We start from the raw sequence: 20,402 nt of genomic DNA on the forward strand, positions 1-20,402 counted from the left end.
GCGGCTCAGTCGCCGCGCCGGGTCAGGGCCGCCTTGACGGCGGGGCTGGCGTGCAGGGCACCCAGGACATGGAGGGAGGAGATGGTCGCCAGCGCCAGTTCGGGCGTGACGGCGGGGTCGATCGTCGCCAGGCCCAACACGCGCACGTCAATCGTCTTGCCGGCGGCCTGCAGGGCCTGCAGCTCCGCCTTCGTCAGGTGGAGCACGCCCAGCGACAGGGTCTTGCGCGCGGCCGCCTGCCGCACCGCATCGGCATGGACCGCGAGCTGGTTGCGGATCGCGGTGCGGATGACGTCGCTGCGGTTGGCATAGAAGCCTTCCTGCACCAGCAGGTCGATCTGCCCGAGATCCACGCAACCCAGGTTGATCGTGATCTTCTCTTCCTGCGGCTTGGGCGCGGGGGTGGCGGACTTGCTGCTGGCTCTCGGCATGGTGCATGGTACACCATCCACTTGGATGGTTCAACGGCAGGGCATGCTTGGCCGAAGCTGACCACCATATGGGGGATTGCAGTCGAGCAGAAGTTATGATCGCGCATGCCTGTCAGTCGCAAGTCCGCGCTTCGGATTCTTTTGCTCGTCGCCTTGGTGGGCGTGGTCGGCACCCTGGTCGTGCCGTACGACGTGGTGGAAACGCTGTTCCGCAAGTTCGGCTGGATCGGTCGCGCCGCCGACTTCCTGGACACGGTCGCGCCGGGCCTGGAAACGAGCCACCTGCTCTCGTTCGGTGCGCTGGGGTTCCTGGCCCGCTTCAGCTGGCCGCGGGCGCGCCCGCACAAAGTCGCCATCGCGATCGTCGCCGTCGCGGCACTGATCGAACTGGTGCAGCTGTGGGTTCCGGGGCGCGAAGCAGCGATCTCGCACGCGCTGCTGGAAGCGCTGGGCGGACTGGCCGGCTTCGGCATCGCCTGGGTGCTGACCTACGCCTGGGGCAGCGGCAGCCTGCCGGAGGACTACCAGGCCTCGACGCACTGGAGCGGCGAGAACTCCGACCGTTGATCCTTCATGACCCCGGCCTCCGGGCGGGGATCTGGTTACTGTCCAGTTGAAGCGACCCGGAGCGGCCGCGGTGCGCTGCACCAAGGTGCCGGACCCCGCGACGCCCAGGTGCCGCACCTGTAAGCAGTTGGAACGAAAGCTCGCGACAGCGAGCGACGCAGGTTAATGTTCGTTCACGCATCGACTCCTCGGGTTCAATCTCCTGCAAGCTTTTGAATTCTCCGATGCCTTCAGGCCCCGCCAAAAACGGGGCCTTTCTTTTTGTCCGCCGCCGCGCCAATGGAAAACGCCCGACCGAAGCCGGGCGTTCCCACTCTGAAGCGCGGCCGTCCAGGGCCGCGGTGACGACCTCTCCTCGTCCTATTTCTTGCCGATGTGCGCCACGCCGCCGAAGCTGCCCACCCACAGGCTGCCGTCCGCCCCCGTGTCCATCGAGAACACGGTGTTGGAGAACAGGCCGTCGGCGGTGGTCAGCGGGGCGGTGAACTTGCCGTTGTCGAATTTCGTGACGCCGGCGTTCGTGCCGATGTACAGCTGGCCGTCCTTGGCCTGGTGCAGCATGAACACGTGGTTGCCGGGCAGGCCGTCCTTGACGGTGTAGTTGCGGAACTGCTTGCCGTCGAAGTGCGCCAGCCCACCGCCCCAGGTGCCGGCCCAGACGCTGCCGTCCTTGTCGGCGACCAGCGAGACGATGTAGTTGGGGTTGTACGCGGTGTCGATGCCCTGCAGACCCATTTCCTGCTTCTGGCGGGCGTGGTGGCTGGAGACCTTGGACGGATCGTTCTTGAACGCGAGGTCGTCCTTGACCAGCTCGTAGGGCGCACCCTGGCCCTTGGCGTGGTTCCAGTTGTCCCACTTGCCTTCGACCCAGCGGGCCAGTCCGCCTTCGGTGGCCAGCCAGACGATGCCGTCCTTGCCTTCGGCCAGGCCGTACACCCAGTCGTTCGGCAGCCCGCCCTTGGTGGAGGCGACGGTGTGCAGCTCCCACTTGGAGCGGTCCTTGAGGTTGCCGCCCTTGATGCGGTTCACGCCCGACCAGGTCGCGATCCAGACGTCGCCGTTCTTCGCCTTGAGCACGTCGTAGACGAAGGCGTCGCCCAGGCCGTCGGGGATGTTGAAGGTCTCCCACTTGCCCGTCTTCTCGTCCAGCAGCGACAGTCCGCCGCCGTAGGTGCCCACCGCCAGCCTGCCGTCCAGGCGGCTGATGTGGAACACGCCGTTGGACAGCAGGCCCGCACGGGTGTCGAACAGCTTGAATTCGTCCGTCCTGGTGTCGTAGCGGATCACGCCGCCGGAGGTGCCGACCCAGACCACGTTGTCCTCGGTGAGGATGTCCTTGACGTTGCGGTTGCCGACGCGGAAGTGCACGAACTTCGCCGCCGGGTCGATCTGGACCTTGCCTTCGGTCGGTGGCGCGCCGCCTTCGGCGACCGGCGGATGACCCGCCGGCGCCTGGATGTTGGCCGCCGGCGCGGCGTCCGTGGCGGCGCCCATCGCCTTGGCAGCGACCGGTGCGGTCTGCGCCGTGCCGGGGTTGCCGGCGCCGCGGCCGAGGGTGTAGGCACCGGCGATCACGCCGCCCAGGGCGATGACCAGCACCGCGATCGTCTTGTGTCCGAACTGCATTCTTCGAGCTCCTATCTGTTCTGCGTCGCCGGGGCCTGGCGGCCGATGCGGGCCACGCCCTTGCGCGTGCCGGCCCACACCTCGCCGGTGGGGGTCACGGCCAGCGCGTACACGTTCTCTTCCAGCAGGCCTTCCTTGCGGCCGAAGTTCTGCCAGCCCTTGCCGTCCCAGCGCGAGACGCCGCGGTTCGTGCCGAACCACATGTTCCCGTCCGGCGTCTGCGCGATCGAATAGACGATGTTGCCGGCGAGGCCATCGTTGGAATTCATGTTGGTCCACTTGGCGCCGTCGAACCGTGCGACGCCGCCGCCCCAGGTGCCGGCCCACACGTTGTCCTTCGGATCGACGTGGATCGCGAAGGTGTAGTTCGGGTTGTAGGTGGGACGGCCTTCGTTCATCGTCGCCAGGTCGTGGCGCGAGCGCGTGCCCAGGCCGGTGTTGGTGGAGAAGGGCAGCTGGTCGGTGTTGGGCGCGCCCAGGCCGTCCTTGTGGGTCCAGCTTTTCCAGGTCTTGCCGTCGAACATCGACACGCCGCCTTCGGTGCCGAACCAGACGCGGTCCTTGGCGTCGACGCCGAGGCCGTACACCCATTCGTTGATCAGCTCGCGCACGTAGGTGGTGAACTTGCCGGTCTTGGGATCGACCTTGCTCGTGCCCGCCCAGGTGCCGATCCACAGCGTGCCGTCCTTCTGGTTGGCGAAGCAGTAGACCCAGTAGTCGGCCAGGCCGTGCATCGGGAAGAAGGTCTTCCACTGGCCGTTGTTGTAGCGGGAGACGCCGCCCGCATTGGTGCCGAACCACTTGTTGCCCGCGTGGTCCACGCCGACCGAGAACACGTATTCGTTGGCCAGGCCTTCCTTGCGCGTGAAGGTGTTGACCGGCTTCAGGCTCTTGAGATCCACCTCGTGCACGCCGGAGGAGGTGCCGACCCACATGACGTTGCGCTTTTCCTCCAGCTTGAGCGCGCGCACGTACACGCCTTCGCCGACCTCGAAGGAATCCAGCACGCGCCAGGCGCTGGCCGCGGGCTTGGCGCCCGGTTGCGCGTAGGCGCAGGAGGCGGCGGTCAGCGCGAAGGCGAGCGCGACGCGCCGGGAGACGGTTGTTCTCATCAGCTCAGGGTCCTCAAATACGCCACGATGTCCAGGATCTCGCGGTCGCGCAGCACGCCGAAGTACGCGGGCATCGTGCCCTTGCCGGCGCGGATCGAATTGAGCAATTGCATGTCGGGGCGCATCAGGCCCTGCATGCGGCGGAAGTCCGGCGTGCCGGGCATCACGGGACGGCCGTTGGCGCCATGGCAGGTCGCGCAATGGGTCGCATACAGCGTCCCGCCCTTGGCGATGTCGGCCGCGTTCGCCGTGCCGACCAGCCCGGCGAGCAGCAGCGCCGCGAGCATTCCCGTTCGCGGGAATGCGGCAACCGATTCCACCAGTTTCGGGATCACCGGTACTCCTTGGCCGTGCCGTCCTTGGCCAGCTCCTTGGCGCGCGCCTCGTAGCTGCCGGCCTTTTCCAGGTCGAGAGGGAGGCCCAGCGTGCCGCTGCGGTAGGCGCGGGCGAGCGCACTGACGGCGGGAGCATAGTTCTTTTGCTCCGCCTTCCGATAGAGCTCCAGCGCGAGGACGGGGTCCTTCTTCACGCCGGCGCCGTCGGCGTAGGCGCGGCCGAGTCCGTATTCGCCGGCAGGCTCGCCGCGGTCGGCGGACTTGCGGTAGAGGGCGACGGCTTCCGTCTCGTATTCGGCCGCGCGCATCAGGTCGCCCAGGCGGGCCTGCGCCACGGCATCGTCGGCGTCGGCCGCCTTGCGCAGCAGGGTCATCGCCGCGGGCACGTCGCCCTGGCGCATCAAGGCGTCTGCCTCGGCGACGTCCGTCGGGGCGGCGTGCAGGCAGGTCAGGGGCAGCAGGGCACCCATGGACAGGGCGCACCGCGCGAGGAGCTGAGTGGCGCGATGGTTCATGCCAGCGGCGGCTGCAAGAACCGGACCACCGCTGGCGGCGCGCCGCGGCGGCGCGCGAGGCCCAGCTAGGAGTCGCTGCCGGCCGGCACCTGCCGGTCCTGCTCGCTTTCTTCCAGCTTGCGGTACAGGCTCGACAGGCCGATGCCCAGGCGCTGCGCCGCGGCCCGGCGGTCCCCGCCGCATTCCTCGATGGCCCGCACGATCAGGCCGTGCTCGAACTCGCGCACCTGCTCGCGCAGCGAACCGCGGCCGGTGGCCAGCGGTGCCGCCGCACCGGCGGGCGCGGCCGGCGTGATGTTGGTCGGCAGGTCGGCCACCGTGATGCGGCCGTCCTCGGCCAGGATGGTGGCGCGCTGCAGCACGTTCTCGAGTTCGCGCACGTTCCCCGGCCAGTCGTAGCTCACCAGGATTTCCTCGGCCTCGGCCTCCAGCGTCAGCTTGCCCGAGACGCCGAAGCGCTCGCCGCCGCGCGCCAGCAGGTAGCGGATCAGCGCCGGGATGTCCTCGCGCCGCTCGCGCAGGGGCGGCACGGTGACGTGGAAGCCGCTGATGCGGAAATACAGGTCTTCGCGGAAGCGCCCCTCGGCCACCATCTGCTTGAGGTCGCGGTTGGTCGCCGCGATGATGCGCACGTTGATCTTGCGCACCTGCTCGCTGCCCAGCGGCCGCACCTCGCGCGCCTCCAGCACGTGCAGCAGCTTGACCTGCAGCTCCAGCGGCAGCTCGCCGATCTCGTCGAGGAAGATGGTGCCGCGGTCGGCCTCCAGGAACAGGCCCTTGCGCGCGCGGTCGGCGCCGGTGAAGGCACCGCGCACGTGGCCGAAGAATTCGCTTTCGAGCAGGTTCTCGGGAATGGCGCCGCAGTTGACGGGGATGAAAGGCGCGGCCGCGCGCTGGCTCTGCTGGTGGATCGAGCGCGCCGTCACGCCCTTGCCGGTGCCGCTCTCGCCGGTGATCAGCACGGTGCTGTCGGTCGGCGCCACCTTGGCGACCAGCCGATCGAGCTGCTTCATCGCCGGCGACACCGAGGGGCAGCGGTCGTCGCTGCGGCCCACCACCAGCTTGCGCAGGGCCTCGTTCTCGCCGCGCAGGCCGCGCAGGTCGGCGATCTGCGCCAGCCGCTGCAGCAGCTCCTCGGAGCGCAGCGGCTTGATCATGTAGTCGGTGGCCCCGGCCTTCATCGCCTCCACGGCGGTGTCCACCGAGGAGAAGGCGGTCATCATGATGAAGGTGGTGTCGAAGCCGCCCTTGCTCGCCTCGCGCACCACCTCGATGCCGGTCAGGTCCGGCATGTTGATGTCGCACAGCGCGACTTCGACGTCGCCCTTGGACAGGCGCATGAGGCCCTCGCGGCCGCTGCCCGCCGTCTCCACCGTATGCCCTGCGCGCGTGAGGCTCGCGGCGAGGATCTGGCGGATCGCCGGTTCGTCGTCGATGACCAGGATCTGCAGCGAGGAGCTCATGCCGCCTAGTTTAGCGGCAGGTCCGCCGTATCCCTAAGGGCCGGGCGGCTGCTCGAGAGGCAACCAGACGCTGGCGCGGGTGCCGCCCTGCGGCAGCGGCTCCAGCGCGATGCGGCCGCCATGTTCCTCCGCGATCGCGCGGCACAGCGGCAGGCCCAGGCCGGTGCCCTTGCCGGCCGGCTTGGTGGTGAACAGGGGCTCGAAGGCGCGCTGCAGCACCTGCGGGCTCAGGCCGCAGCCGTTGTCCTCCACGCGCAGCTCGATGCCCCCTTCGGCTTCGCGGGTGCTGATGTCCACCTGCCTTGTGTGCGGCGGCAGGCCGCCGGTGGCGTCCGCCGCATTGATCACCAGGTTCAGCAGCAGTTGCACCAGCCGGTCCGCGCAGCAGTTCACGGCCGGCAGCATGGGGTCGAGCGCCGTGTGCACCTTCACGTCCTCCAGCCGCGGCTCGTAGCGCAGCAAGGCGATGCCCTGCGCCACGATCTCGTTCAGGCTGGCGAGCTGCCACTGCGCGGCCGGCGTGGCGGCCAGGCGGTTGATCTCGCGCGTGATCGCGATCAGCCGCGCCGTCTCGTGCAGGATGGGCCGGATCGCGCTGGCGGCTTCGCCGGCCTGCGCGGGCGATGCCGCCCCGGAGGCCTGCGCTTCGAGCAGCGCGCGCGCATAGCCGTCGATGGCGGCGATCGGGTTGCCGATCTCGCGGATCACGCCGGCGGCCATCGAGCCGATGGTGGCCAGCTTTTCCTGGTGCATGACGTGGCCGCGCTCCACCGCCAGGTCGCGCTCGCGCCGGGCGAGCGTCGCGGCCAGGCTGTCGACGGCGTCGCCGAGCTCGCGCACTTCGTCGCCGCGCGCCAGCGGCCGGCCGGCGCTGCGGTCGCCGGTGAGGATCGCCAGGGCGCGGGCGCGCACGGTGTTGATGTCGCCGGCCAGGCGGGAGAAGAACAGCACCGCCAGCGCACCGATCGAGGTGATGCCGATCCACGCCAGCGTGGCGATCGTGACGGTGCCGCCGTCGATGGTGTGGCGGGTGAGGTTCAGGCGCTGGATGCGGTCCTCGAAGGCGCTGCGCAGTTGCAGGTCCACGGCCTGCAGCTGGGCGGGCCCGGCACCCGCGCGCAGCGTTTCCTGGCGCTGCTCCAGCAGCTGCTCGTAGCGCCCGTGCGCGGCCTCCAGGCCTTCCAGGTGCGACTGCACGGCGCCGCGGAACAGGACGGCCGAGGCGACCATCACGGTCGCCAGCGCCACCAGCGCCAGGATCGCCATCACGCCGGTGGCGCGCAGCGAGAGGCGGCGCTGCCGCCGCGCCGGCGGCGTGGGCAGGTCGCCGGCGAGTTCCGGGAGCGGGGCAGCCGTGACCATGGGGTTCATGCGTCCTTCAGCACGCGATCCAGTTCGGCGCGCACCGGGGCCGCGTCCCAGTCCCTTGCGCCGACCCAGCAGGCCAGCACGCCGCCATCGCGGGCGACCACGAAGGTCTGGGGCAGCGCATCGAGCCCGAGCTGCCGCACCACCGGCTGGCGCGGCCCGAGCACCGCGGCGCGCAGGCGCGCGGCGCGTTCGGCGAGGTACTCGCGCACCGGGAACACGTCGTCGGCCAGCGCGATGGCGGAGACCTGCACGCCGCGGCCGGCCAGCGCCATGCCGAGCCGTTCGAGCGCCGGCAGTTCGGCACGGCAGGGCGCGCACCACAGGGCCCACAGGTTGACGATGCGGGCCTGCGTGCTGAGTGCGGGCAGGGTGGCGGCCTGGCCGCTGAGTTCCGTCACGCTCAGTTCCGGCCAGCGGGGGCGGTCGGCGGGAGCGGGGGAGCGGCCGCAGCCGCTGAGGCAGGCAGCGAGCGCGGAGGCGATCGCGGCCCGCCGCTTCACTTCACGACCTCGGTGATCACCAGCTTGATGTCCTTCGCACCGACCTTCACCGGGCCGAAGGTGCCGGTCAGGTCGCCCGGCTGCGGCATGGCGTTGCCGCTCTTCGAAACGCGGGCTACCAGCTGCACCTGCTCGCGCAGCGAGATGCGCGACTCGGGCGACATCGCCATCGAGTCGTCCAGCTTGAACTGCAGCGGGAACTTGTCGGCGGAGGCGCGCAGGATCGCCAGCGGCATGCGGCTGCCGTCGGCGGGACGGGCGTAGACGAACAGCGTCGCGCCCGGGGGCAGGCTGCCCTTGACGGCGTCGGCCACGCTGACACTGCCTTCGACCGTCGCACCGGCAGCCACTGCGGCCGGCTTGTCCGCGGGGGCGGCGGCCGGCTTGTCGGCCGGCGCAGCGGCGACTTCGGCGGCGCCCGGCACCGGCTTGCCGCCGGCCTTGGCGGCTTCGGCCAGCGCCTGGTCGATGTTGGACTGCACCGAGGCGGCCGGCGGCGAGCCGGGGGGCACCGTGGCCAGCAGCTTCTTCCAGTACGCCGCGGCGCCGTTGAAGTCGCCCCGGTTGAAGGCGGCGGTGCCGGCCAGCGAGAGCGACTTCTGGTGCGCCGGATCGAGCTTGAGCGCTTCCTTCACGAGCTGGTCGGGCTTGCCTTCGAGGCTGCGGCCGTTGACCATCGCCAGCACGTCGGCGTAGTCGGCCATCAGGTTGGGATCCTGGCGATTGAGCTGGTAGGCCTTGTCGTAGGCCTGCGCGGCTTCAGGCAGGCGCTGGAACACCACGTACGAGCGCGCCAGCATCTGCCAGCCGGTGGCATCGTCGGGGTTCTTCTGCAGCTTGTCGGCCAGGGCCTGCACCATGGACTCCATCTGCTCCTGCGACATCGCATGCGGGGCGTCCTTGCCGGCGGCGGCCTCCTGCTCGCTCTCCGGATGCAGCGCGGCCGGCGTGCCGAGCACGCCGTACAGCACCAGCGCGCCGACGGGGATCAGCGCCGCCACGGTGGCCACGAGCGCCTTCGATTGCGGCGGCTGCGCCTTCGGCTGCTCGGCGCCGACGTCGCCGACTTCCTCGATCACGCGGGTCTGCAGTTCCTCCAGCGCCTGCGCGTGCTGTTCCGGCGTGAGGGTGCCGGCGGCGAATTCGGCTTCGATCTGCGCGCGCTGGTCGCGGTAGGCGGCCATGGGCGAGAGCCCGGCGCGGGTGGTGGCGGGCCGCAGCAGCGGCGGCAGCACGAACAGCAGCGCGCCGCCGAGCAGCAGGGCGACGCTGGCCCAGAAAGCGATGGTCATGAACGGATCTCCGGCTCGTCGGCGAGCAGTCGCGCGGCCTGGCGGCGCTGTTCCTCGGTGAGGTGGGGGGTGGCGTGCGCGGCCGAGCGGCGGCGGCGCACGATGAGCGCGGCAACGCCGAGGCCGATGGCCATCAGCGCGAAGGGGCCGACCCACAACAGGATGGTGGTGGCCTTCATCGGCGGCTTGTACAGCACGAAGTCGCCGTAGCGCTCCACCATGAAGTCGAGGATCTGGCGGTCGGTCTTGCCGGTCTTGAGCTGTTCGCGGATCTGGTTCTTCAGGTCGATCGCGAGGCCGGCGTGCGAGTCGGCGATGGTCTGGTTCTGGCAGACCAGGCAGCGCAGTTCCAGGCCGATGTCGTTGACGCGCTTCTCCAGCGCCGGGTCTTCCGCGACGTCCGGCGCATCGGCCGCGCGGGCCGCCAGCATGGCGCAGGCGACGGCCAGCAGCACGAGGGCGAGGCGCAGCAGGTGCTTCATCTTCATGCCTTGGCTCCCGCGAGGCCGGCGGCGGCGCGCCGCTTTTCTTCCTTGGCCAGCCGGTAGCGGCGGTCGGTCGCGGCGAGCAGCCCGCCCAGCGCCATCAGCAGTGCGCCACCCCAGATCCAGTCGATGAAGGGCTTGACCTGCACCCGCACCGCGAACGCCTTGTCGTCGATGGCCTCGCCGATCGAGACGTACAGGTCGCGCGTGAGGCCGGCGTCGATGGCGGCTTCCGTCATCGGCATCTGGGAGGCGGTGTAGAGGCGCTTCTCCGGGTACAGCGTCTGCACGACGCGCTCACCCTTGCTCACCTTGATGGTCGCCTTCAGCGCGATGTAGTTCGGGCCGTTGTACTCGCCCATGCTTTCCATCAGGAAGGTGTAGCCGCCCAGGGTGGCGCTGGTGCCGGGAGACATCTTCACGTCCTTCTCGGCTTCCCAGGCCTTGACCATGGTCACGCCGAAGATGAACACGCCGATGCCCAGGTGGGCGACGATCATGCCCCACTCGGCGCGCGGCAGCACGCGCGGCGCACGGGCCAGGCGCTGCAGCAGGTTGCCGCCGGCGTTGCGGGTGCGTTCCAGCAGCAGGGTGAGGGTGGTACCGACGACCCAGGCGGCCAGCAGGATGCCGAAGGAGGCGAGCAGCGAACCGCCGGCGGCGATCGACACGCCCGCCGCCACGAGGCTGGCGACGATGGCACCCATCAGGCGCCGCGTCAGGTCGGGCAGCGTGGCCTCGCGCCAGCGGGCCAGCGGACCGATGCCCATGAGGAAGACGGCAGGCGCCATCAGCGGCACGAACACGGCTTCGAAGTAGGGCGGGCCGACCGAGATCTTGCCCAGGTTCAGCGAGTCGAGCAGCAGCGGGTACAGGGTGCCGAGCATCACGCTGGCGGCAGCCACCGCGAGCAGCACGTTGTTCACCAGCAGCATCGATTCGCGCGAGATGGCGGAGAAGCCGCCGCCCAGGCCGACCTTGGGTGCGCGGGCCGCGAACAGCGTCAGCGAGCCGCCCACCACCAGCACCAGGAAGCCCAGGATGTAGATGCCGCGCTTGGGATCCGTCGCGAAGGCATGCACGGAGGTCAGCACGCCGGAGCGGACCAGGAAGGTGCCCAGCAGGCTGAAGGAGAAGGCGAAGATGGCCAGCAGCACCGTCCAGGAGCGGAACACGCCGCGCTTTTCCGTCACGGCCAGCGAGTGGATCAGCGCCGTGCCGACCAGCCAGGGCAGGAAGGACGCGTTTTCCACCGGGTCCCAGAACCACCAGCCGCCCCAGCCCAGTTCGTAGTACGCCCAGCCGGAGCCGATCGCGATGCCCAGGGTGAGGAACATCCACGCGATGGTGGTCCAGGGACGCGACCAGCGCGCCCAGGTGGCGTCCAGCCGGCCGGAGAGCAGGGCGGAAATGGCGAAGGCGAAGGCGACCGAGAAGCCGACGTAGCCCATGTACAGCATCGGCGGGTGGATCACCATGCCCGGGTCCTGCAGCAGCGGGTTCAGGTCGCGGCCTTCGGCGGCGGCGGGCAGCAGGCGCTCGAAGGGGTTGGACGTGAACAGCAGGAAGCCGAGGAAGCCGGCGGCGATCAGGCCCATGATGCCCAGCACGCGGGCGACGAACACCGTCGGCAGGCGGTTGCTGAACACGGACACCGCCACGCCCCACAGGCCCAGCATGAAGACCCACAGCAGCATCGAGCCCTCGTGGCCGCCCCACACCGCGGCGACGCGGTAGGGCGTGGGCAGCTGCGTGTTGGAGTGCTGCGCCACCACCAGGATGCTGAAGTCGTTGTTCACGAAGGCCGCGATCAGCAGCAGGAACGCGATGGCCACGAACAGGAACTGCCCCTGGGCCGCCGGCTGCGCCACCGACATCCAGGCATTGCGCCCCCTGGCTGCGCCCATGAGGGGCAGGATGCCCTGCGCCAGCGCCAGCATCAGCGCGACGATCAGGCAGAAGTGGCCGATTTCACCAATCATTGTTGCTCCTTGGCAGGCGTCCGGGCGTTGCCGCCCTCGGCACGTGCCGATCCGAAATTCCGCCCGCCCGGACCATCGTCACGCTCTCGCGTGAAGGCGTCCAGGCGCGCGAGCACCACGGCGGCTGCATACAGGCAGGCCGCCAGCGTCATCAGGGCCATGGCCCCGGTGACCAGAGGCGAGCGGCCGACCGTGGCGGCGGCGCGCTCGTGCAGGGTATGCCACCAGTCCACCGAAAGATAGATGATGGGAATGTTGAGGGCGCCGGTCAGCACCAGCACCGCGCCCGCGCGCTGCGCCCGGGCCGGTTCGTCCGCGCCGTGCCGCAAGGCCATCAGGCCGGCGAAAAGCAGCAGCAGCACGAGCTCGCACACCAGCCGGGCCTCCAGGCCCCACCAGGTGCCGCGCACCTGCTGGCTCCCGAAGCCGGTCCACAGCGCGACGAAAGCCGCCGCGGCACCCACCGGAGCGATCGCTTCCAGCGTCCGCGCCGGCAGCACATGCCGGCCCTGCAGGCTCGCCGCCGCGGCGCATACCGCCGCGCCATAGAGCAGCAGGGACAGCCACGCCGCAGGCACATGGATGTAAACGATCGTGTAATCCCCCAGAGGTTCCGCCGGGTACCCACCGATTATCGCCGCGATGAGGCTGAGCACGATTGCGACCGCCGTCAGGCCACGCGCGACGCCACGCATCGGGCGGCTGGGGCGGTGGACGGAGGAAGAGGGCACGGCGAGCAAGACGGACTCCTGAACGTCGATCCTGCATGGAATGTGCCAACCTGTATCGCCCTCCCGCGGGGGCAAATGGGCCGAAAGCTTCCCGCCCGCAGGACGGGGGGGCGCGTCTTTCCCGGAAACAGGAAGCGGCGTGGCGCGGCTACGGGCGCGGCGGGGCGGTCGGCGCCGTGGGGACCGCGGCGGCTTCGGTGCCCGCCGGATGCCGGCCCAGCTTGGCCTCCCACTCCCACAGGGCCGAGCGTGCGCGCGTGCGGTGAGGGTCGTCGGCCGGGGCGAAGTGCAGGTAGGTCCGCATGGCGCCCAGCGCACTTTCGTAGTCCTGCCCGGCCTCCTGCGTGAGGGCCAGGCCGTAGTAGGCATTGGCCTGGCGCGGATTCAGCTCGATCGCCGCCTCGAAGAAGCCGCGGGCGGCGTCGTACTTCTCCAGGCCGACCAGCGCATAACCCATGTTGACGTGCGCTTCGGGCAGCCGCGGCGCGAGCTGCAGCACCCGGTGCAGGGCCGTGATGGCGTGGTCGTACTGCTTCGCGTGCAGCATCACGGCGGCCTGCTCGAAGCGCTGCTGCAGCTCGCGTTGCTGCATCTGCTGCTGGTGTTCGAGCCGGCCGACGGTGGCGGGCGGCGCGTTCAGGCGCACGATCCCGGCGACCAGGGCCAGGGCGAAGATGAGGAAGGCGGCCGCCCAGGCGGTCTGGCGTTTGCGCGGGTTCATACCGCTCCCTTGTGCGGCGCCGTCGACACGAACGGAACCCCGAAGAAGGTCAGGAAGGCGATCGCGAAGACCGCCAGGATCATGAGGGCCCCGGCCCGTGGGCCGAGGCGCCAGCTCAGGCGCGCATGGATCGCGGCGGACAGGGCCAGCCAGGTGATGAAGGCCCAGGTCTCCAGCGGATCCCAGGCCCAGAAACGGCCCCAGGCATCCTGCGCCCACACGGCGCCGGCGATCAGCATCAGGCTCTCGAACACCAGCGCGGCCAGCATGAAGCGCCAGGCCAGCAGGTCGAGGCCGGCGTCGCCGGGCATCTGCCGGAACCAGCGGCTGCCCCGTTCGGTGCGACGCGCCAGCAGCACGCCGGCAAGACCGGCGGCCACCAGGGCACAACCGAGGAAGATCTTGCCCAGCGTGACGTGCACCCACAGCACCGGCATCTCGTAGGTGGCAGGCAGCGTGCTGTCGGCGGCGTTGGACACCAGGAGCCAGGCGGCCATCACGGCCAGCAGGCCGAGCACCACCGGCGCGCTGTCCCGCAGCAGCGGCAGCCGCAGGCTGGCGACGCGCCAGATCAGCCCCAGGCTCAGCAGGCTGCTCGCCAGCACCTCGAACATGGTGAGGAATGGGCCATGGCCGATGCGCGACCAGCGCAGCGCGATGCCGACGGTGAGGACGGCCAGCGCCAGGTCGTTGAGCGAGATCGGCAGCGCGGAAGCGGCCGGCCCGCGCGCCATGGCGGCGCGGCCCCAGGCCAGGGCGGCTGCGCAGGCCACCAGGCCGGCGCCCAGGTACAGCACCCAGGTGTCCAGCGCCTGGACGGCGGCGTTCATGCGGGCACTCCTTCGGCCAGCGGCAGCGGGCGGGCGACGCGGCCCCACAGGTGCCAGGCGAGCCCGGCCACGCCCAGCAGCGACACGACGAGCAGGGGGATCAGCGTGGGATCGTAGAACACGCGGTAGCCCATCCAGCCGGTGAGCCGCTCGTAGCGCAGCACGCCCTGTCCGAGCCGGAAGCTGTCGCCTGGCCGCAGTTCGCGCCGGGCGCCGGCGCCTTCCACCACCAGCACCGCCGGCACGGCCTGCGGCGACAGCGTCCAGGCCTTGCCTTCCTCCAGCGGCTGCTCCACGCGCAGGTGGAACTGCAGCACGCTCCCGTCCGGGGCCGTCCAGGTGTTGTCCTGCTTCCACTCGAACAGCGGGTAGCTGGGCATGTGCAGCACGCCGCGCAGCGGCTCGGCGCCCTCCTGCTCCCAGGACAGCAAAGGCGCAAAACCCTTGTTGTGCGTCGTGTAGAAGCGGTAGCCGTCCAGGACCAGCGGCGTGTCGTCGCCTACCACGCGCGGTGCGTCTTCGCCGGCGAGCCACAGGGTGCTGCGGGTGTGGCGCCGCTTCACGCCCGGCGCGTAGTCGACTTCCCAGCTGCCCTGGCGGAACTGCAGGCGCTGCCAGGCGTCGCCGTGCCAAGGCCCTTGCCCCGTCACGGTGAGCAGCGCCGGATCGTAGAAGCCGTCCTCCGACACCTCCACCCGGGCGTCGAAATGCGTCAGGCGTCCCCAGCCGGCCAGCAGCAGGAACACCAGCATCGCGACGTGGAACAGGCCGAGTCCGCCGCGCCGCAGTGCCGGCCGCAGCACGATCGCGGCCGCGAGGTTCAGGCCCAGGAGCGCCAGCGGCAGCACGATGGACGCCAGGCTCAGCGCAGGATCCTCGATGACCGCCAGCGCGCCGACCGCGAGCAGGGCGAAGCCCGCCAGCGTCAGGCGCACGGAAGCGATCGCCTGCAGCACGCGTCTCATGGTGCGTTCACGCAGTTCTCGCTGCTGTCCCGCATCCAGCTCCTGCCGCTCTGCCCGTTGCCCGGGGCGCCGGCGGAGCCGCAGTTGGTGTCCGACCAGTTGCCGCTGCGCGCGAAGGTGCGCACCTTGAGCACGGCGTTGTTGTAGTAGGGCGCCTTGGTGTACGCGGCGGTGGTGTTGGTGCGCACCTGCGTGCCGGTGGCGAGGCCGGCCTCGGCGCCGACGTCGTTCAGGTTGACCAGCAAGGCCTTGTTCTTCCAGCCGTGCGGCACGGCCACGTGGCACCAGCCGCAGCGGATCTTGCCCAGCTTGTCGGTGTGGAAGGCGTGGAGATTGCCCTTGCCGCCGCCCGTGAAGCCGGTGCCGCCGCCGCCGTTCTTCGTGCTGTAGGTGTTGGCGTCATGGCACTTGAAGCACAGCGTGTTGGCCTGGCCGCTGCCGCTGGCGGTATCCCAGCTGCCCTTGAGGAGGAAGTTGTTGGTTGACCCGTGCGGGCCCCAGGGACTGCCGGCGTTGGGCACCACCGTGCCGGCCGCGGTGTTGGAGCCGTGGCAGTCGGTGCAGTACATGGTCTGGGTCCCGGTGTCGTTGGTGCCGTTCCAGGGCGCGACCCAGGACCCTGTCGTCGTGGTGCGGATCGCGTTGGTGCGGCCGGTGTTGTCGACCACCGGGTGCCAGGAGCGGTGGTTGTTGGTCGTGAAGCCGCTCGCCGAACCGCTGTCGGTGGTGGTCAGTTCGCCCTTGTGCGTGGCCGGCGGCTGGAACTCCATCGCCTGGTCGGTGAACTGCAGCAGTCCGTTGGTGCTGGAGGCCGTGCCGCCGCCGGCGCCCTGGCTCAGCAGGGGAGGCGTGGTGTAGGCGTAGGTGGAATGGCACTTCAGGCACACCTGGTACTCGCGCGTGACCCAGGCGCTGCCGGCGGCGGTGCTGGCGCCCACGCCGCCGACCCCGCGCTTCACGTCGAAGGAACTCGCCGGCGAATTGAAGGGCACGGCCCCGTACACCGGCTCGACGCCATAGCTGCCCTTGAGCACGCCCGAAGCGATGTTGGTGTGGCCCGAGGCATGGTTGTGCGTGCCCGCCGTGGGCGTCGCCGGGTTGTCGTTGAACAGCCGGTTCTTGATCACGCGGTGCGGGTTGTGGCAGTCCGTGCACTCCACGTGCCGGTTGTTCTCGTTGCCCGCGCCCTTGCCCAGGAGCGCCGGGTCTTCGTAGAAGTCCTTGCCGCGCTGCGCGCCGCTGCCGGTGCCGATGTCGTGCACTTCGGTGCCGGCCCGCTGCTGGGTGGACTTGATCGGCATGTGGATGGGGAGGTTGAAGTCGTCCTTGATGTTCGGCACCTGCGTGTTCGCCTGCAGCACGGTCTCGGCGGTGCTCGAGTGGCACTGGTAGCAGGTCTCTTCGATCGCCGAATTGCCGCCGGACTTCGGCCGGGCGATGCTGTCGGTGCCCTCGCGCAGCAGGCGGCGCGCGCCCTGCACCGTGTGCGTGTCGTGGCAGCTCAGGCAGGCGGCACGCCACACCGGCAGGTTGGCCGGGAACTCGCGCTCGGCCGTCGCGGTGGCATTGAAGGTCTCGTCGGCCACGGTCGGATTGGCATGCGCCGACAGCGCCCAGGCCTGGCCGGCCTTGTCGTGGCACGCCAGGCAGACGATGTCGTTGGCCTCCGAGAAGGCGCCGCCGGTGGGGCTGAGTTCCTGGAAGCGGTTGACGCGCAGGAACTTGGCCGCGCCCTTGAGGGGATCGGTCTCGCGCAGGTGCGGGTCGTGGCAGGTGGTGCACTGCATCTGGCCGCCTTCCAGCGGCAGCTTCGGCTTGGTGGTGCCGCGCACCCGGCTGCCGACCACCGCGCCGTCGGGCGCGCGCAGCTCGCCGTCGGCCAGGGCGACGTTGGCGTCGTAGGTGAAGGAGATCGGGTGGTCGTTGGTGAGGTCGGTGCCGAGGTTGCGCGTGTAGCCGGTGGCCACGCCGGCGCCGGGCGCCATGGTGCCGCCGGTGCCGGCGCCGCTGAGGGTCAGGGTCTGGTTGGCCTTGCCGTTGGCGACGTTCACGCTGCTGATCGCCATCGTGCCGTCATGGCAGGACAGGCACAGGCGCGACAGGCCGCCGGGTCCCTTGGCGAGCTCCGTCAGGCTGGCCTCGATCGAGCTGGAGCGGTAGGTGTTGGTCGCATCGTAGGTGGCCGACGAGAGCTTGCGGTTCCACAGCGGCGCGTTGGGGATGTTCTCGGCCTGGTGCGGCGTGTGGCAGAACACGCAGATCTGCGATTCGGTGGTCGCCTTCACCGTGCCCGGGCCGGTGAGCGACAGGTTGTGCTTGGTGTTGGCGATGTCCGAGACCTTGTCGGCCGTGGCCGGACCGGTCGCCAGCACGGCGACGAGCGCCAGCAGCGCGAGGAACAGCGATGGCATGCGTCGCATCAGTTGCCGCCCAGGAATTGGAAGACCGCCACGCGGCCGTTGAACATGTCGGCGACGAAGACCCGGTTGCGCCCGTCCACCCACACGCCGGCGGGAAGGTAGAAGCGCCCGTTCTCCGCGTCGGAGCCGCCGAGCGACATCAGCAGCCGGCCTTCGCGGTCGAACACGAGCAGGGTGTCGTGCATGGACTCCACGACATAGAGGTTGCCTTCGTCGTCGGCGGCGACGCCCTTGGGCCGCACCAGGTTGCCCACGTACAGCCCGCGCTCGCCGAAGCGCAGCACCGGCTTGCCCGCGGGGTCGAAGCCCTGCACCCGCGCGTTCATCGAGTCGGACACGATCAGCAGCTCGCCGCTGAGGGCGAGGTGGGTCGGGAAATTGAGCTGGCCGGGGCCGTCGCCGCGCTCGCCCCACTTGGCGACCGCACGGCCCTCGTCGTCGAAGATGTCGATCTCGTGGCCGTACGTGTCGGCCACGAAGATGCGCGCGCGCGCGGCATCGCGCACCACGCCGGTCGGCCGCTGGAGCACGCCGGCGCCGAATTCGCCGAGCGGCTTGCCATCGGGCGACAGCCGGAACACGCGGCCCAGTTCCGAATCCGCCACCAGGATCTCGCCGCCTCTGCCGAGGGCGATGCCGATCGGCGCCACGAAGCGTTCGCCGCGCGTGGCCATCTCCCACACGTCGAGCCGGCCGGCCGCTTCGTCGAACACGAAGACGGCGCCGCGGCCGACGTCGGTCACCAGCACCCGGCCCGCGGGGTCGACCATCCCGGCCTGGGGCCGCACCAGCATCACGGGCCGGTCCGGCGTGTCGGAGAGGCCGGCGATCAGCGCCAGCAGCTTGCGGCCCGAACTGCGGCCGGCCTGGCCGTCCTTCAGCTTGAAATTGGTCTCGCCCTGCAACTGCCCCAGGTAGCGGTAGCGCGGCGTCTCCTGCGTCTGCGGCGCCGGAAACAGGCGCTCGCCGGCACTGCTGCCATCGAGCTGCAGCACCCGCGACTCGACGGCGCAGCCGGCCAGCAGGGCGGCCGCGAGCGCCGGCACGACCCAGCGCAGCATCTTCACCGTGGCGCCTCCGGTGCCTCCAGGCTGGCCGGGGCGACCATCAGCACCTGCACGCGCGCGTTGGTGCTGTCCGCCACGTACAGCAGGTTGCCGTCGACGGCCAGCGACTCGATGCGGCCGAAGCGGTTCGGTCCGTTGCCGGCGCCGCCCACGCTGGCGAGCAGCTGCTCGCCGCGGAACACCTTGATGCGCTGGTCGGCATCGTCGCTCACGAAGACGCGGCCGGAGGCGTCCACCGCCAGGGCGCGCGGCTGCACCAGGTGCTGCTCGCCGATCACTTCGACCGCAACGCCGGCGCGATCGAGCACCACCACCTGCTGGCCGAGCCGGTCGAGCACGTACAGGCCGCGCGGACCGAGCGCCATCGCGGCGACGCTCTGCAGCGCGGCCGGCCTGCGCCCGCCCAGGATGCGCTGCACGCGGCCGAGCGGGTCGAAGACGACGATGCGCGAGGTGGCCGAGTCGCCGACCAGGATCTCGCTGCGGTCCTCGGGGACGGCGACCGCGACCGGCCGCGGCGCCTCGAATTCATCGCTCCAGCGCCTGACCTGCCGGCCGCGCAGGTCGTACTGCACCACCGCATGCTGCGCCGGCAGGGCGACCCAGGCCATGAAGTCGGCGCCCAGCTGCATGGAGGTGCCGTGGTCGGCGACGCCGCCGGTGAACGCGGTCAGCGGCGCGACGGAATCGCGCGGCCGGTCGGCCCGCCAGATCGTGCGCGCGCCGCTGTCGGCGACCAGCAGCACGTCGCCGCGGGCGGCCACGCCGGTCGGCTGGACGAACATGATGCGCCCGCCGGTCGTCGGGCGAGCGCCCTGGATGGGGACCTGCGCTTCGACGCGCCAGCCGCCGTTGATGCTGAGCCAGGGCGTGAGCAGCCGGCTGGTGGGCTCCGGCGGCGTGCGCACCGCCCGCGCGCCGTCGTCCGCGGCGCAGCCGGCGAGCCCCGCCGCGGTGGCGGTGCCGGCCACCAGCAGCGCGCGGCGGCGGCTGGAGAAGTTCACCATTTGCCCGGCCCCTTCGTTTCGGACGAACCGTAGATGCCGGGCTTGACGCCCGGCTTGGCGGAGTGGCACAGGTCGCAGCGCTCGGGGGACCACGCCACCTGGCCGTTGTGGCACATGCCGCAGAACTTGCCGTTGATGATGTCGTCCATGCGGACCACGTTCGCCCCGGCCCGCATCCTGAAACCGAGTTCGGAGTGGCACACCTTGCAGCGAAAGCGGATGCGGTGGAACCAGTGCGGGAACACCACCGGCCGCACGCCCTCCTTCGTGGAATTGCGGTCCAGCACGACGTCGCCGTATTCTGCGCCAGCGGGCAGGGCCATGAACAGCCCCAGCACCAGCAGCAGGGCGCAGGCCAGCCGCTTCATGGCGTGCCGCCTTCGCGCACCAGGGACTTGCCGAACGCCAGGTGTTCCGGGCTGCCGCGCTCCACGCTGTGGCAGCGCTTGCATTCCGTCAGCGGGAAGGCGACGGCGCCGTGGCACAGGCCGCACTTTTCGCCGCTGAGGATCAGGAACATGTTGATGCCGCTGGTGCCCGGCTTCTGCTGGAACAGGCTGTCGTGGCAGTTGCTGCAATCCAGCCAGGCCGTGTGCTGCCGGTGCGGGAAGCGCACCATCGCCATCTCGCCGGTGTTCTTCAGCAGCACCTCGGTCGTGCGCAGGTTGACCTTGGTCTCCGGCAGGATGTTGGTGCGCGGCTGGATCTGGCCCTGGTCGAGCGCGCTGACCCAGCGCACCTGGTTGCCCGCGGTGTCCGGCGCCAGGGCCGCCAGCGCCTCCGCCGGCTCCTGCAGCACGCCGACGGCGGGACCGGCCGGGTCGTGCAGGCCGTCGCTGGCGATCTTCTTCCATTCCTGCGCGGCGCCGAACGCGAGCACGCCGACGGCCAGCAGCGCGAGCGCCAGCAGGCAGCGCCAGGCTGCCCTGCGCGCGCCCGCAGCGAAGCTCGTCGAAGGGCCAGGCCGGCCGGCAGGCGTCAT

21 protein-coding genes are annotated in these 20,402 nt (G+C 70.5%); 1 reads left to right on the plus strand and 20 read right to left on the minus strand.

What is annotated here, in order from left to right; translation table 11 throughout:
* Window positions 1–5: 5 nt before the first annotated feature.
* A complete protein-coding gene (locus JI746_RS03420; RefSeq protein WP_201687395.1) occupies window positions 6–431 on the minus strand; it encodes a CopG family transcriptional regulator in 426 nt (141 codons plus the stop codon).
* A 141-nt stretch (window positions 432–572) separates the two neighbouring features.
* Here JI746_RS03420 and JI746_RS03425 point away from each other — a divergent pair, with 141 nt between their 5' ends.
* On the plus strand, window positions 573–998 hold the full coding sequence (locus JI746_RS03425) for a VanZ family protein (protein ID WP_201687396.1): 426 nt from the start codon (window positions 573–575) through the stop codon (window positions 996–998).
* A 360-nt stretch (window positions 999–1,358) separates the two neighbouring features.
* Here JI746_RS03425 and JI746_RS03430 read toward each other — a convergent pair whose 3' ends face one another.
* From JI746_RS03430 to JI746_RS03520, 19 genes are all read right to left on the minus strand, one after another.
* Window positions 1,359–2,624 (minus strand): ligand-binding sensor domain-containing protein, encoded by a 1,266-nt coding sequence (locus tag JI746_RS03430; RefSeq protein ID WP_201687397.1) that lies wholly within the window; start codon window positions 2,622–2,624, stop codon window positions 1,359–1,361.
* An 11-nt stretch (window positions 2,625–2,635) separates the two neighbouring features.
* On the minus strand, window positions 2,636–3,736 hold the full coding sequence (locus tag JI746_RS03435) for a ligand-binding sensor domain-containing protein (protein ID WP_201687398.1): 1,101 nt from the start codon (window positions 3,734–3,736) through the stop codon (window positions 2,636–2,638).
* Window positions 3,736–4,071 carry a c-type cytochrome gene (locus JI746_RS03440; protein ID WP_330892932.1) on the minus strand — a complete coding sequence of 112 codons (336 nt, stop codon included), beginning with the start codon at window positions 4,069–4,071 and terminating at the stop codon, window positions 3,736–3,738. Before JI746_RS03440 ends, JI746_RS03435 begins: the two co-directional genes overlap by 1 nt.
* Window positions 4,068–4,541, minus strand: a complete 474-nt coding sequence (locus tag JI746_RS03445; protein WP_201687399.1) for a tetratricopeptide repeat protein — start codon at window positions 4,539–4,541, stop codon at window positions 4,068–4,070. The genes JI746_RS03440 and JI746_RS03445 overlap by 4 nt, the downstream gene beginning before the upstream one ends.
* 110 nt (window positions 4,542–4,651) lie before the next feature.
* Window positions 4,652–6,049, minus strand: coding sequence for a sigma-54-dependent transcriptional regulator (locus JI746_RS03450; protein WP_201687400.1), 1,398 nt, complete (start codon window positions 6,047–6,049; stop codon window positions 4,652–4,654).
* A gap of 33 nt (window positions 6,050–6,082) precedes the next feature.
* Window positions 6,083–7,420: a sensor histidine kinase gene (locus JI746_RS03455; protein ID WP_201687401.1), complete on the minus strand. Its 1,338-nt coding sequence runs from the start codon at window positions 7,418–7,420 to the stop codon at window positions 6,083–6,085.
* A complete protein-coding gene (locus JI746_RS03460) occupies window positions 7,417–7,818 on the minus strand; it encodes a TlpA family protein disulfide reductase (protein ID WP_201687402.1) in 402 nt (133 codons plus the stop codon). Before JI746_RS03460 ends, JI746_RS03455 begins: the two co-directional genes overlap by 4 nt.
* A 98-nt stretch (window positions 7,819–7,916) precedes the next feature.
* Window positions 7,917–9,212 carry a c-type cytochrome biogenesis protein CcmI gene (gene ccmI, locus JI746_RS03465; protein WP_201687403.1) on the minus strand — a complete coding sequence of 432 codons (1,296 nt, stop codon included), beginning with the start codon at window positions 9,210–9,212 and terminating at the stop codon, window positions 7,917–7,919.
* The gene (locus JI746_RS03470; RefSeq protein WP_330892933.1) at window positions 9,209–9,700 is read right to left on the minus strand and encodes a cytochrome c-type biogenesis protein; all 492 of its coding nucleotides are present in this window, start codon (window positions 9,698–9,700) and stop codon (window positions 9,209–9,211) included. The genes ccmI and JI746_RS03470 overlap by 4 nt, the downstream gene beginning before the upstream one ends.
* Window positions 9,697–11,679, minus strand: a complete 1,983-nt coding sequence (locus tag JI746_RS03475) for a heme lyase CcmF/NrfE family subunit (protein ID WP_201687404.1) — start codon at window positions 11,677–11,679, stop codon at window positions 9,697–9,699. Before JI746_RS03475 ends, JI746_RS03470 begins: the two co-directional genes overlap by 4 nt.
* Window positions 11,676–12,410 carry a cytochrome c biogenesis protein gene (locus JI746_RS03480; RefSeq protein ID WP_330892949.1) on the minus strand — a complete coding sequence of 245 codons (735 nt, stop codon included), beginning with the start codon at window positions 12,408–12,410 and terminating at the stop codon, window positions 11,676–11,678. Before JI746_RS03480 ends, JI746_RS03475 begins: the two co-directional genes overlap by 4 nt.
* Window positions 12,411–12,558: 148 nt before the next feature.
* Window positions 12,559–13,131, minus strand: a complete 573-nt coding sequence (locus tag JI746_RS03485) for a tetratricopeptide repeat protein (protein ID WP_201687406.1) — start codon at window positions 13,129–13,131, stop codon at window positions 12,559–12,561.
* A complete protein-coding gene (locus tag JI746_RS03490) occupies window positions 13,128–13,961 on the minus strand; it encodes a cytochrome c biogenesis protein (RefSeq protein WP_201687407.1) in 834 nt (277 codons plus the stop codon). The genes JI746_RS03485 and JI746_RS03490 overlap by 4 nt, the downstream gene beginning before the upstream one ends.
* A complete protein-coding gene (locus JI746_RS03495; protein WP_201687408.1) occupies window positions 13,958–14,926 on the minus strand; it encodes a hypothetical protein in 969 nt (322 codons plus the stop codon). The genes JI746_RS03490 and JI746_RS03495 overlap by 4 nt, the downstream gene beginning before the upstream one ends.
* Complete coding sequence (locus JI746_RS03500) at window positions 14,923–17,337, minus strand: cytochrome c3 family protein (RefSeq protein WP_236599548.1); 2,415 nt, start codon at window positions 17,335–17,337, stop codon at window positions 14,923–14,925. Before JI746_RS03500 ends, JI746_RS03495 begins: the two co-directional genes overlap by 4 nt.
* An 8-nt stretch (window positions 17,338–17,345) precedes the next feature.
* Window positions 17,346–18,407, minus strand: a complete 1,062-nt coding sequence (locus tag JI746_RS03505) for an NHL repeat-containing protein (RefSeq protein WP_201687756.1) — start codon at window positions 18,405–18,407, stop codon at window positions 17,346–17,348.
* Window positions 18,408–18,409: 2 nt separating this feature from the next.
* Window positions 18,410–19,420, minus strand: coding sequence for an NHL repeat-containing protein (locus JI746_RS03510; protein WP_201687410.1), 1,011 nt, complete (start codon window positions 19,418–19,420; stop codon window positions 18,410–18,412).
* The gene (locus JI746_RS03515) at window positions 19,414–19,788 is read right to left on the minus strand and encodes a c(7)-type cytochrome triheme domain-containing protein (protein WP_201687411.1); all 375 of its coding nucleotides are present in this window, start codon (window positions 19,786–19,788) and stop codon (window positions 19,414–19,416) included. The genes JI746_RS03510 and JI746_RS03515 overlap by 7 nt, the downstream gene beginning before the upstream one ends.
* Entirely contained in the window at window positions 19,785–20,402 is a 618-nt protein-coding gene (locus JI746_RS03520; RefSeq protein WP_201687757.1) for a c(7)-type cytochrome triheme domain-containing protein, read from the minus strand. Before JI746_RS03520 ends, JI746_RS03515 begins: the two co-directional genes overlap by 4 nt.

This window comes from Ramlibacter alkalitolerans (genome assembly GCF_016722765.1).
GTDB lineage: Bacteria > Pseudomonadota > Gammaproteobacteria > Burkholderiales > Burkholderiaceae_C > Ramlibacter > Ramlibacter alkalitolerans.